The sequence below is a fragment of the Labrys monachus genome (assembly GCF_030814655.1).
GTDB classification, from domain to species: Bacteria; Pseudomonadota; Alphaproteobacteria; order Rhizobiales; family Labraceae; genus Labrys; species Labrys monacha.
On sequence record NZ_JAUSVK010000001.1, the window covers coordinates 4802569 to 4815250 of the forward strand.

Below are 12682 nucleotides of genomic sequence, written 5' to 3' on the forward strand. Positions count from 1 at the left end.
ACCCGCCTTTCCTGCCGCGCGTGACAGGAGCGACCTCACCCGCCCAGCGCCGTCGTCACCGCCCGGATCGCCCCCGCCGTGGTGGCGGGACGGTCATATTCGGGCGGGCGCAGGGCGCCTCCCATGAATACCGCCTCGTTGCGCCATCGCATGCCGCTCGGCTCCGTCGCGAAGGCGGCGAAGTGGAACTCGGCCGCGCCGGTGTCGGCGGCGATGCGCGCGATGTTGCGCGGGGTGATGTCGCCGCCCGGCATGACGACGAGCCGCCCGGCCGCGCGCTCGATCAAGCGGCGGATCAGCGGCGCGCCCTCGACCACGCCGGGCTCCTGGCCCGAGGTCAGCAGCCGGTCCACCCCGAGGCGGATCAGCGCGTCCAGGCTGGCCATGGCATCGCGCGAGACGTCGAAGGCGCGATGGAACGTCACCGACAGGGGCCGGGCCGCCGCGATCAGCTCGGCGGTGCGCGCTTCGTCGACGAAGCCGTCGGCGTCGAGCAGGCCGATGACGACGCCGGCGGCGCCGGCTTCCTTGACCGCCACGATGTCGCGCAGCATGGCGACGAATTCATCCTCGCTGTAGAGGAAATCGCCGCCGCGCGGGCGAATGATGACATGGACCTTCAACTGGCCGTCCGCAGCCGCGACGGCCTGATGCACCATGCCGACGGAGGGCGTGATGCCGCCTTCGATCAGACTGGCGCACAGTTCCACGCGGGAGGCGCCGGCTTCAACCGCTGCCTTCACGCCGGCGACGCTGTCGATGCAGATTTCAAAGAGGGACATTCACGAACCGCCACAGCTGGAATCACGCCGCCTTGTGCGGCCCGAACAGGATGACGGCCATGCCGGCAAGACACAAGGCGGCGCCGGCGAGATCCCAGCCGTCGGGCCGGACATCCTCGATGCACCAGAGCCATGCCAGCGAGGCGGCGATATAGATGCCGCCATAGGCGGCATAGGTCCTCCCCGCGGCGTCGCTCTCGACCTGCGTCAGAAGGAAGGCGAACAGGATGAGGAAGACGAGGCCGGGCGCCAGCCACCAGGCCGGCTTGCCCAGTCGAATCCGGGCCCAGAAGGCGTAGCAGCCGGCGATCTCACAGAAGGCGGCAAGCGCATAGAAGCCGAGCGATTTCATGCGCCGAAGATGGCAGCCAAACCGCGCGGGGTCCAGCATCGCGGGACGCCCCACAGCCGTAGGGTATTGAAGCGCAACGTTGGCTGCCTCCCCCCATCCCCACCCCTTCCCCGCAAGGGGAAGGGAGATGCCGGCGTCGCGGCCCGACGGCCTTCGGCGAGCGAGGTGTTTCGGGAAAGCGGATTGGAAGTCCGCGCTCCCCGCCGATCAGGCGTTGCTGGACGCCGCCCACAGATTGACGTTGCCGTCCTGGGCATGGCCGTCGATCTCCGCCAGTTCGGCGGGCTCGAAGGAGAGGTTCTTCAGCGCGGCCACGCAATCCTCGATCTGCTCGGGCCGGCTGGCGCCGATCAGGGCCGAGGTCATGCGCGGATCGCGCAGGACCCAGGCGAGCGCCATCTGCGCCAGGGACTGGCCGCGCCGCTTGGCGATCTCGTCGAGGCCGCGCAGGCGGGCGAGATTGTCCTCGCTGAGCTGGTTGGGCGAAAGCGATTTGCCCGCCGCCGCACGGCTCTCCTTGGGAATGCCGTTGAGATATTTGTTGGTCAGCACGCCCTGGGCGAGCGGGGTGAAGGCGATGCAGCCGGCGCCTTCGGCGGCGAGCCGGTCGAGCAGCCCATCTTCCTCCACCCAGCGGTTGAGCATGGAGTAGCTCGGCTGGTGGATGAGCAGGGGCGTGCCCAGGCTGCGGAGGATGGCGGCGGCTTCCGCCGTCCGCGCCGATCCGTAGGAGGATATGCCGACATAGTGCGCCTTGCCCTGGCGGACCGCATCGTGCAGCGCCCCCATGGTCTCCTCGAGCGGCGTGTTGGGATCGAAGCGATGGGAATAGAAGATGTCGACGGTGTCGATGCCCATCCGCTTCAGGCTGCGGTCGAGGCTCGACAGCACATATTTGCGGCTTCCCCATTCGCCATAGGGGCCCGGCCACATGCGGTAGCCGGCCTTGGTCGAGATCACCAGCTCGTCGCGATGGGAGGCGAAGTCGGTCTTGAGGATGCGTCCGAAGGTCTCTTCGGCCGAGCCGGGCGGCGGGCCGTAATTGTTGGCGAGATCGAAATGGGTGATGCCGAGATCGAAGGCGCGGCGGCACAGCGCCCTCGCATTCTCATAGGGAACGTCTCCGCCGAAATTGTGCCACAGGCCCAGCGAGATCAGGGGCAGGTCGAGGCCCGAGCGGCCGCTGCGCCGGTATTTCATGGTGCTGTAACGATCTTTGTCGGCAACATAGGTCATGGCAATTCCAAGAATGCAAATGGGGAGGGACGGTCAGGAAGCGTCAAGCCGAAGGAAAATGCCCCGCTTCGGCGCCGCCTTCAATCACAATGCTTCATCCCGGATAAAAAAAGATCATAAACGGTCATCTGCCTTCATATCGGCGCCGTCGATCCCATGGGTAAGGGCAGGCCGAGGCCCGCCCTTACCTTGCAGCATCGCTCACCGTGCCCTGGCGGCATCCTCGTAATCGGCGGCCCGGGTCTCGTCCGCGGCCCTGCCGGGCACGACCGCCGTGATCACCACGGCCACCGCGGCGTTGATCGCCAGCGCGACCAGCCCGATATAGAATGTGGTCCCGAAGATCGGCACCGCCGTGACCAGCGCCGTCGGCCCCCAGCACAGATAGCTGCCGGCCAGCATGCCGGCGGCCCAGCCGGCGAGCAGCGCCCAGCCGCTGAACCAGCGGGTGTAGAGGCCGGCGACGACCGCCGGGAAGATCTGCAGCATCCAGACCCCGCCGAGCAGCTGCAGGTCGAGGGCGAATTTCGTCGGCAGCCAGATGATCACCACGAGCGCGCCGAGCTTGACGATCAGCGACATCAGCTTGGCGAGGAAGGATTCCTTTTCCGGCGAGATGCGCGGCTCGATGAACGGCTTCCAGATGTTGCGGGTGAAGGTGTTGGCGGCGCCGATCGACATCACGGCCGCCGGCACGAGGGCGCCGATGGCGATCGCGGCGAAGCAGAAGCCGGCGAACCAGCTCGGAAACATCTGCCGCACCAGCAGCGGCACGGCCTGCTGCGGATCGGTGACCTTGATGCCGGCGGCGAGCGCCATGAGCCCCAGCAGCGCGATGAGGCCGAGCACCAGCGAATAGGCCGGCAGCGTCACGGCGTTGCGGCGGATGACATGCGGGCTCGAAGCGGCCAGCGTGCCCGTCATGGCATGGGGATACATGAACAGCGCCATGGCCGAGCCGATCGACAGGGAGACGAACAGCCAGGTCTGCGAAGGGGCCAGCGTCAGGCCGATGGCAGGAGCCGGATTGCCCGCGGCCGTCGCCGCCGCGATCTTGGCGTCGAATGCCGCCTTCGCCCCGTCGAACACCGCGCCGTAGCCGCCGAGCTTGGCGGGAATCACGATGACGGCGGCGATGACGAAGACATAGATCATGATGTCCTTGACGAAGGCGATCATCGCCGGCGCCCGCAAGCCGCTCTTGTAGGTGTAGAGGGCGAGGATGATGAAGGCGATGGTCAGCGGCAGATGCGAAGCGATCCCGCTGCCCTGGAAGCCCAGCGCCTGGATGACCTTTTCCATGCCGACGAGTTGCAGGGCGATGTAGGGCATGGTGGCGAGGATGCCGGTGAAGGCCACGGCCAGCTCCAGCCAGCGATTGCCGTAACGCCCGGCGATGAAGTCGGCGCCGGTCAAATGGCCGTGGCGATGGGTGACGTTCCACAGCCTCGGCATGATCAGGAAGATCAGCGGATAGATCAGGATCGTATAGGGCACGGCGAAGAAGCCGTAGGCGCCGACGGCATACATCACGCCGGGCACGGCGATCACCGTATAGGCGGTATAGAGGTCGCCCCCGAGCAGGAACCAGGTGATCCACGGCCCGAAGCGCCGGCCGCCGAGGCCCCATTCGTGCAGCTGGCTGAGGTCGCCCGACTGCCAGCGGGCAGCCACGAATCCGACGATGGTGACGAGGGCGAAGAAGAAGACGAAGACGGCCGTCGCCGTCCAGTCGAGATTGTCGATCATCGCGATTCGACCTTCCATGCGAGGTAGACGAACAGCGAGGAGAGCGGGACCAGCAACAGGAGATACCAGTAGAAGAAAGGCAGGCCGAACAGCACGGGATCGACGCGGTTATAGAGCGGCGTCAACAGAGCCAGCACGCATGGTATCAGCAACAGGACATATTTCATGGCATCTCCCCCGGAATGCTTCATGCGACGGCCGAAGCCGAATCCCGCCGGTCTGCGAAGCGCTGAAGCCTCCGTCTTATTACCCCGGGCGGGAGAGCCTGTCCAGAGGGGAAATCCCGGGACAGGTCACGAAGGCGAAAAGCGGGCGACCAGTTGGTGCCGGTCGCCGGGATAGGTGAAGCGCACGGCCGTCACCGTCTGCTCGCCGCGCCAGGTCCGGCGTTCGACCACCAGGCAGGCGGTGCCGCCGTCGAGCCCCAGCATGGCCGCCGTCTCGCCCCGGACCGCCACCGCCTGGATGTGATGCTCTGCGACGGTCCAGGGGATATGCCTGGTCAGCCACGCGCCCGGCGGCTCGCGCGCGAAATCGGCATCCGCCGCCGGCGGGACGGCATCGACGTTGACGAGGCGTTCCTCCAGGCAGAACGGAGCCTCGCCGGCGAAATGGCGGCAGGTCAGGGCGATGACGCGGGAGGCGTCGTCGAGCCTGAGGCGCAGCCGGTCGGCGGCGGTCTCCGGCTGTTCCTGCCGGCGGACGAGATCGAAGCGATAGGGCAGTCCGAGCGCCCCGACCTCCGCCTCGATACTGTGGATAGCGAGGACCGCCGCCTCGCTGCGCGGCCGCGCCACGAAGCTGCCGGCCTTGCGGCGGCGCTCGATCAGGCCGGATGCGGCGAGCTGGGTCAGGGCCTTGTTGACCGTCATGCGCGAGCAGCGGTAGCGTTCGGTCAGCTCGACCTCGAAGGGAATGCGGTGGCCGGGCGGCCATTCGCCGGACACGATGCGCGCTTCGAGATCCCCGAGGATGCGCTGATGCAGCGTCGTCGCCCCGGCAGGTGCCCCTCCGGCCTGAAATTCGCTCATCGCTGTCCCGTCCTCGCCCGATGGGGAAGGGTCCCATCAATGTCCTTGCGCGTCAATTTATATGTCTATACATGATTCCGGCAGTCGATCGCAGCGGAGAGGGCGATGTCGAAAGACGGCGAAGATCTTCACCTGTGGCGGAATGCGCGCCTGGCCCGCCTGGCCGGAGGCCATGCCGGACCGGCCCCCGCCGGGCTCGACATCGTCGAGAAGGGCGCTGTCGCCGCCCGCGGCGCCCGCATCGTCTTCGCCGGGCCGGAAGCCGAGCTTCCCGCCGGCCTCGCGGCGCAGGCCGCCACCCGCACCGACTGCGAAGGCCGCTGGATCACGCCCGGCCTGATCGATTGCCACACCCATCTCGTCTTCGGAGGCGATCGCGCGCGCGAATTCGAGCTCAGGCTCAACGGCGCCAGCTATGAGGAGGTCGCCCGGGCCGGCGGCGGCATCGTCTCCACCGTGAGCGCGACGCGCGCGGCGAGCGACGACGCCCTCGTGGCGGGGGCCCTGCCCCGCCTCGACCATCTCCTGCGCGAAGGCGTGACCACGGTCGAGATCAAGTCCGGCTACGGGCTCGACACCGCCACCGAGCGCAGCATGCTGCGCGCCGCACGCAGGCTCGGGACGGAACGCCCGGTCGGTGTCGTCACCAGCTTTCTCGGCGCCCATGCGCTGCCGGTCGAGGCCCATGGCGACAAGGAGGCCTATATCGACCTCCTGTGCCGGGAAATGCTGCCCGCCATCGCCGCCGAAGGGCTCGCCGATGCGGTCGACGGCTTTTGCGAAGGCATCGCCTTCTCGCCCGCGCAGATCGCCCGGGTGTTCGCCGCCGCAAAGGAGGCGGGCCTTCCGGTCAAGCTTCATGCCGACCAGCTGTCGAACCTGCATGGGGCGAAGCTCGCGGCGGACCATGGCGCCCTGTCGGCCGACCACCTCGAATATACCGACGAGGAGGGCGCCGCCGCCATGGCGGCCGCCGGCACCGTCGCGGTGGTGCTGCCCGGCGCCTTCTATTTCCTGCGCGAGACGCAGCGCCCGCCCATCGACGCCTTCCGCCGGCACGGCGTCGCCCTGGCGATCGCCACCGACTGCAATCCCGGCTCCTCGCCGCTGACATCCCCTCTCCTCGCCATGAACATGGCCGCCACCCTGTTCCGCATGACGGTCGACGAGTGCATCGCCGGCTTCACCCGCAACGCCGCGCGGGCGCTCGGCAGGCTGCACGAGACCGGCACGCTCGAACCCGGCAAATATTGCGATCTCGCCATCTGGGACATCGAGCGCCCGGCAGAGCTCGTCTACCGCCTCGGCTTCAATCCGCTCTACAAACGCATCTGGAGAGGTTCGTGAATCTGGATCCCAACCCCGTTCTGCTGCGTCCCGGCGACGTTTCCCTCGCGGGCTGGCGGGCGGTCTATCACGGCGCGCCGGTCACGCTTGACGAGGCCTGCCGCCCCCTCGTGGAGGCGAGCGCCCGCACCATCGCGGACATCATCGCCAAGGGCGAGCCCGTCTACGGCATCAATACCGGCTTCGGCAAGCTGGCGAGCGTGCGCATCGAGAATGCCGATCTCGCCATCCTCCAGCGCAACATCGTGCTGTCCCACGCCGCCGGCGTCGGCGACCCGCTTCCGGCCGACATCGTCAGGCTGGTGATGGCCCTGAAGCTGGCGAGTCTCGCCCAGGGCGCCTCGGGCGTCCAATGGGCGACGATCGAGCATCTGCGCCATTGCCTGGCGAAGGGCCTCATGCCCGTCATTCCCGGACAGGGGTCGGTCGGGGCGTCCGGCGATCTGGCGCCGCTCGCCCACATGACCGCCGCCCTGATGGGCGTCGGCGCCTTCTTCGTGGGCGGGGAGCGGGTGCCGGCCGCCGAGGCGCTGACGCGAGCCGGCCTCGCCCCGCTCGTGCTCGGCCCGAAGGAAGGCCTCGCGCTGCTCAACGGCACGCAGGTCTCGACCGCCCTCGCGCTTGCCGGCCTGTTCCAGGCCGAACGCGTGTTCCAGGGCGCCCTCGTCACCGGCGCCCTGTCGACCGATGCGGCCCGGGGATCGGACGGCCCGTTCGACCGCCGCATCCATGTGCTGCGCGGCCATCGCGGCCAAGGCGAGGTCGCCGAAAGCCTGCGGGAACTGATGGCGGGCAGCGCCATCCGCGCTTCCCACCTCCTCGGCGACGAGCGGGTGCAGGATCCCTACTGCCTGCGCTGCCAGCCGCAGGTGATGGGCGCCTGCCTCGACCTGCTGCGCCAGGCCGCGGCGACGCTCGCCATCGAGGCGAACGGCGTGACCGACAATCCCCTGGTGTTCGCCGCCACCGGCGAGGTCATTTCGGGCGGCAATTTCCACGCCGAGCCCGTCGCCTTCGCCGCCGACATGATCGCCCTCGCTTTGTGCGAGATCGGCTCGATCAGCGAGCGCCGCATCGCCATGCTGGTCGACCCGGCCCTGTCCGGCATGCCGGCCTTCCTCACGCCGAAGCCCGGCCTCAATTCGGGCTTCATGATCCCGCAGGTGACGGCCGCCGCCCTGGTCTCGGAGAACAAGCAGCGCGCCTATCCGGCCAGCGTCGATTCGATCCCGACCTCCGCCAACCAGGAGGACCACGTCTCGATGGCGACCCATGGCGCCCGGCGCCTGCTCGCCATGAGCCGGAATGCCGCCGCCGTCGTCGGCATCGAATATCTCGCGGCGGCGCAGGGATGCGACTTCCATGCCCCGCTCCGGTCGAGCGAGGCGCTCGAACGCGCCCGCGCCCTGCTGCGCGCCGCCGTGCCCCCTCTCGCGGACGACCGGCATTTCGCGCCGGACATCGAAGCCGCGACCGCCCTGATCTGGAACGGCGATGCGCAGGCGGCCACGGGGCTGCCGCTGCTGGCCGCCGTGGTGGAGGACGCCGCATGACGGATCGCGACGGGGCTACGCCCGACTGGCTGCAGGTACGGCGCGGCCAGGCGCCGCTCGTGGTCAGCATTCCCCATACCGGCACCGAAATTCCCGACGGCATCGAGGCGAAGCTCGCTTCGCCCTGGCTGGCGCGCAAGGATGCCGACTGGTGGATCGACATCCTCTACGGTTTCGCCGCCGACCTCGACGCCACCATCGTGCGCACCGCGATCTCGCGCACGGTGATCGACGTCAACCGCGATCCTTCCGGCGTCTCGCTCTATCCGGGCCAGGCCACGACGGAGCTGTGCCCGTCCACCACCTTCGACGGCGAGCCGCTCTACCGCGAAGGACAGGCGCCGGACGCCGAGGAGATCGCCCTGCGCCGGACCCGCTATTTCGACCCCTACCACCAGGCGCTGCACGCGGAGATCGCCCGCCTGAAGCAGCGCCACCGCACGCTCGTCGTCTATGACTGCCATTCGATCCGTTCGATCATTCCCCGCCTGTTCGAGGGGACGCTGCCGGTGTTCAATCTCGGCACCAACAGCGGCCGGAGCTGCCATCCGGCGCTCGCCGGCACGGTCGAGGCGCTGTGCCGGTCGAGCGGACGGGAGACTGCCGTCAACGGCCGCTTCAAGGGCGGCTACATCACCCGCAGCCTCGGCGAGCCGGACAAGGGCGTCCATGCCCTGCAGATCGAGCTCGCCTGCCGCGGCTATGTCGACGAGCCGCTCGGGCCGGTCTCGGAGATGACCTGGCCGACGCCCTTCGACGCGGCCTATGCCGCGCCGCTCCGCGAGACGCTGGGCAGCATTCTCCATGCCTGCCTGGTCTTCGCGCGGGCGGCGCGCTGATGGCGATGCGCGTCATCCGCTTCGCCAGCCTGACGCCGACGCCCTGGAAGAACGGCGGCGGCACCACGACCGAAATCGCCGTCTCGCCCGATGGCGCCGGCCTGGAGAATTTCGACTGGCGCGTCTCGATCGCCGTGGTCGCCGGCGACGGGCCGTTCTCGCTGTTTCCGGGCATCGACCGCGCGCTGACGCTGATCGAGGGCGACGGCCTGGCGATGGCCATCGAGGGCCGGCCGCCTCTGACGCTCACCACGGCATCCGACCCGCTGCCGTTCCCCGGCGACGTACCCGTCTCGGCGTCGCTGATCGGCGGGCCGATCCGCGACCTCAACGTCATGAGCCGGCGGGGCCGGATACGCCACCATGTCGCCAGGCACGACCTTCGCGCCGGCCCGGCCGCCCTGCCCTCCGGCGGCACGCGGCTGGTCGTCTCGCTGGGAAGCGGCCCGATGGCCGTCGGCGAGGCGGCCCTCACAATGGCTTTCGGCGACGTGATCGAGATGGCCGGGGAGAATCCGGTCAGCCTCCAGGGGTCCCACCCCGTGCTGATCATCTCGCTGACGGCTTCAGGCCCGGGCCTTCGGTAACCTCGGAAGGGTGATCCCGCGCGGTCAGGGGCGCGGCACCGCCTCCGAGAGACAAGACGGCCCGGATCGCTCCGAGCCGTCCCGTGATGAATGCCTGGAGGTCACCATCATGCCGGATCTGGTCTCGCGAACCAGATCTTCCATCCGCCTGCGCGGCCATCCGATGACCGGAGCCGGATAGATCGTCATTCGAACCGCATCAACCGGCGAAGAGCCGTTCCGTTCCATCGCCGCGCGGCGCGGCGTGCGGAACGGCTCAAAAACCGGCTTCCACCGTCACCCGGGAACCGTCGCTGAAGCGCGAGAAGCGGAAGGGAGCGGGATCGACCACCGGATCGTCGCCCGCGACGAGATCCGCCATCAGGCGTCCCGCGCCGGGCCCGATGCCGAAGCCGTGGCCGGAAAAGCCCGTGGCCAGGAAGAAGCCCGGCACCGCCGCGACATCCGAGATGACGGGAACGGCGTCGGGGGTGACGTCGATCAGGCCGCCCCAGCGCTGCGCCTCCACCGCGCCGGCGAAAGCCGGATGCGCCTTGCGCAGACTGGCCAGCGCCGTGTCGAGCAGGCGGTGGTTCGGCGCGGGATCGAGCACCCGCACGGCCTCGAACGGTGTCGCTTCCTCGGCGTTCCAGCGTCGCTTCCAGCGCCACTCGTCGACGAATTGCCGGCCGAGATGCAGCCTGACGCTGCGCCACTCCTTGAGGAACGCCGGCAGGAACGCCCCGAACAGGCGAAAGCTGTCCGGCGTGATCTCGGCCGTCGAGAGACCGCCATGGGCGACGGAGTAGCCGCCGTCGGCCCGCTTGCGGAAGGCGAAGTCGGAACCTGCCGCCGAGGTTTCAGGGGCACCGTCCAGCCTGTGGGTGCGCAGCACCGAGCCCAGCACCTTGAGCTGCGGCAGGGACAGGCCGAGATTGCCGCAGAACAGGCGCGACCATGCGCCGCCCGCCAGCACCACCGCCTGGCAGGCGACCGGCCCCTTCTCGGTGACGACGCCGCTGACCCGCCCCGCCGCCGTCTCGACCGTCCGCACGGCGCAATCGGTCATCACCGTGCCGCCGAGGGCCTGCACCGCCCGCGCGATGGCCGGGGCGGCGATCGCCGGTTCGGCGCGCCCATCGGTCGGGGTGTAGAGCGCGCCCGCGATCCGGCGCTCGAGCCCCGGCATGACCTTGCGCGTCTCGTCCGCGGAGATCAGGCGCGAGCCGATCTGGTGGCGGCGGGCATGCTCGAGCCAGGGCTCGTAGCCCTGCATCTCGGCCTCGTTCTCGCACAGATAGAGGATGCCGCACTGCCGGAAGCCGACATCGGCTTCCACCACCCGATCCAGCCCCTTCCAGATGCGCAGGCTTTCCTGGATCAGCGGAATTTCGCGGCTGTCGCGGCCCATGGCCCGGCACCAGCCCCAATTGCGGCTCGACTGCTCGCCGGCGATGCGGCCTTTCTCGCACAGGACCACGGAATGGCCCTTGCGCAGGAGGGCGAGCGCCGTGCTGACGCCGGCAATACCGCCGCCGATCACGACGACGTCGGCAGCCGCCGGCAGGTTGGCGGAGGGGGTAACCCGATCGACGGGGGGAGACATGAGAAGCATTCCGGAGAGGTTGCCGAAACATGCAACCGCAATCGTGTGTTCCGCAACCCTTTCGTGAGAAATGCCCCTTCCCGCATGGCAGGCATGCCCGGCGGTATTTGCCGAAGCGATTCTGTGGTACTCATAGGCGGCCCGACTTTCGCACGGGTGCGCAACCCATGAGGCCCCTTGTTTCTCGACATCGCCTTCGTCGCCATCCTGACGCTTCTCAACGGCGTCCTTGCGATGTCCGAACTCGCCATCGTCTCCTCTCGGCCGACCCGGCTGCGCGTCCTCGCCCGGCAGGGCAGCCGGGGCGCGGCGATCGCCCTGGTGCTCCTGGAAAACTCCGGCCGCTTCCTGTCGACCGTCCAGATCGGCATCACCCTCGTCGGCGTGCTCTCCGGCGCCTTCTCGGGCGCGACGCTGGGTGCGAGGCTGGCGCTGTGGCTCGAAGAGATGGGAGTGGCACAGCCCCTCGCCGACACGCTCGGCGTCGGCCTGGTGGTGGTGGCGATCACCTACCTCTCCCTGATCATCGGCGAGCTCGTGCCCAAGCAGATCGCGCTGCGCAACCCGGAGCGGATCGCCGCCTTCATGGCGCCGGCCATGCGCCTGCTCTCGCAACTCGCCGCGCCCCTGGTATGGCTGCTGGACGCCTCCGGCCGGCTGGTCCTCGCTCTCCTCGGGCAGGACGCCAAGGCCGACGAGACCGTGACCGAGGAAGAGGTCCACACCGTTCTCGCCGAAGCCGAAAGCGCCGGCGTCCTCGAAGCCGTCGAGAGGGACATGATCTCCGGCGTGATGCGGCTCAGCGACCGCAGCGCGCGCTCGCTGATGACGCCGCGCCGCGACGTCGAAGTCCTCGACATCGCCGACCCCGCCGACGTCATCCTCGCCCAGCTGCATGCGACCCGCCACCACCGGCTGCCGGTGCAGGATGGGGAAGACGACGACATCGTCGGCGTCGTCACCATACGGGACCTGTTCCAGAGCCAGCTCGACGGCAAGCCTCTGACCCTGCGCGAGCATATCCAGCCGGCGCCGACGGTGATGGAGACAACGCAGGCGCTCGAAGTGTTGCGCGAGATACGCTATTCCAAGGCGCATATGGTGCTGGTCTTCGACGAATACGGCCATTTCGAGGGCATCGTCACCGCCAACGACGTGCTGGAAGCGATCATCGGCGCCTTCCAGAGCGACGAGGACGACGAGCCCGCAATCGTCGTCCGCGCGGACGGCTCCTATCTCGTCTCCGGCTGGATGCAGGCGGACGAACTGGCCGACAGGCTTTCCATTTCAATCGTGCGGGGCAATTACGAGACGGCTGCAGGATTCGTGCTGTCGCAGCTCAATCATCTGCCGCAGATCGGCGAAAGCTTCGTCCGGGAAGGCTGGCGCTTCGAGGTTTTGGATCTCGACGGCCGACGGATCGACAAGATCCTCGTATCGAAGGTTGCCCGACCAACGGTGTGACGTTTCGGCAACGCATCCCGGCCTTTTTTGATTCCGATCATGGTGGGCTGTCGCGCTGCCTTGGCGAACTCGAATCACATGGTAAACATTGCCTGAATTGGTGATGATTCGATGCTTAGATCCATATTTGTTTCCATTCTCGCCCTGACGGCCAGCG

12 protein-coding genes are annotated in these 12682 nt (G+C 68.5%); 5 read left to right on the top strand and 7 right to left on the bottom strand.

All coding sequences use genetic code 11. The features are described from left to right. Nucleotides 1–35 precede the first annotated feature (35 nt). From J3R73_RS21905 to hutC, 6 genes are all read right to left on the bottom strand, one after another. Complete coding sequence (locus J3R73_RS21905; protein WP_307431985.1) at nt 36–782, bottom strand: copper homeostasis protein CutC; 747 nt, start codon at nt 780–782, stop codon at nt 36–38. 22 nt (nt 783–804) lie between these two features. After that, entirely contained in the window at nt 805–1173 is a 369-nt protein-coding gene (locus J3R73_RS21910) for a YnfA family protein (protein WP_370879981.1), read from the bottom strand. 168 nt (nt 1174–1341) lie between these two features. Then, entirely contained in the window at nt 1342–2370 is a 1029-nt protein-coding gene (gene mgrA / locus J3R73_RS21915) for an L-glyceraldehyde 3-phosphate reductase (RefSeq protein WP_307431988.1), read from the bottom strand. A 201-nt stretch (nt 2371–2571) separates the two neighbouring features. After that, nucleotides 2572–4119 carry a monocarboxylate uptake permease MctP gene (gene mctP / locus J3R73_RS21920; RefSeq protein WP_307431992.1) on the bottom strand — a complete coding sequence of 516 codons (1548 nt, stop codon included), beginning with the start codon at nt 4117–4119 and terminating at the stop codon, nt 2572–2574. Next, nucleotides 4116–4286, bottom strand: coding sequence for a DUF3311 domain-containing protein (locus J3R73_RS21925; RefSeq protein ID WP_307431996.1), 171 nt, complete (start codon nt 4284–4286; stop codon nt 4116–4118). The genes mctP and J3R73_RS21925 overlap by 4 nt, the downstream gene beginning before the upstream one ends. A gap of 126 nt (nt 4287–4412) precedes the next feature. Then, nucleotides 4413–5150, bottom strand: coding sequence for a histidine utilization transcriptional repressor HutC (gene hutC, locus J3R73_RS21930; protein ID WP_307432000.1), 738 nt, complete (start codon nt 5148–5150; stop codon nt 4413–4415). Between the two features lie 105 nt (nt 5151–5255). On the opposite strand from hutC, the gene hutI reads away from it, so the two are divergent. The 4 genes from hutI to J3R73_RS21950 are packed head-to-tail and all read left to right on the top strand — an operon-like array spanning nt 5256 to nt 9476. Further along, complete coding sequence (gene hutI, locus J3R73_RS21935; protein ID WP_307432003.1) at nt 5256–6497, top strand: imidazolonepropionase; 1242 nt, start codon at nt 5256–5258, stop codon at nt 6495–6497. A 2-nt stretch (nt 6498–6499) separates the two neighbouring features. Then, nucleotides 6500–8050, top strand: coding sequence for a histidine ammonia-lyase (gene hutH / locus J3R73_RS21940; RefSeq protein ID WP_307437594.1), 1551 nt, complete (start codon nt 6500–6502; stop codon nt 8048–8050). After that, entirely contained in the window at nt 8047–8889 is an 843-nt protein-coding gene (hutG, locus tag J3R73_RS21945; RefSeq protein ID WP_307432005.1) for an N-formylglutamate deformylase, read from the top strand. Before hutH ends, hutG begins: the two co-directional genes overlap by 4 nt. Beyond that, nucleotides 8889–9476 (top strand): HutD/Ves family protein, encoded by a 588-nt coding sequence (locus J3R73_RS21950; protein ID WP_370879982.1) that lies wholly within the window; start codon nt 8889–8891, stop codon nt 9474–9476. Before hutG ends, J3R73_RS21950 begins: the two co-directional genes overlap by 1 nt. Nucleotides 9477–9732: 256 nt before the next feature. On the opposite strand, the gene J3R73_RS21955 is transcribed toward J3R73_RS21950, so the two are convergent. Further along, a complete protein-coding gene (locus tag J3R73_RS21955) occupies nt 9733–11061 on the bottom strand; it encodes an NAD(P)/FAD-dependent oxidoreductase (RefSeq protein WP_307432008.1) in 1329 nt (442 codons plus the stop codon). 177 nt (nt 11062–11238) lie between these two features. On the opposite strand from J3R73_RS21955, the gene J3R73_RS21960 reads away from it, so the two are divergent. Continuing rightward, the gene (locus tag J3R73_RS21960; protein WP_307432012.1) at nt 11239–12525 is read left to right on the top strand and encodes a hemolysin family protein; all 1287 of its coding nucleotides are present in this window, start codon (nt 11239–11241) and stop codon (nt 12523–12525) included. Nucleotides 12526–12682: the final 157 nt, after the last annotated feature.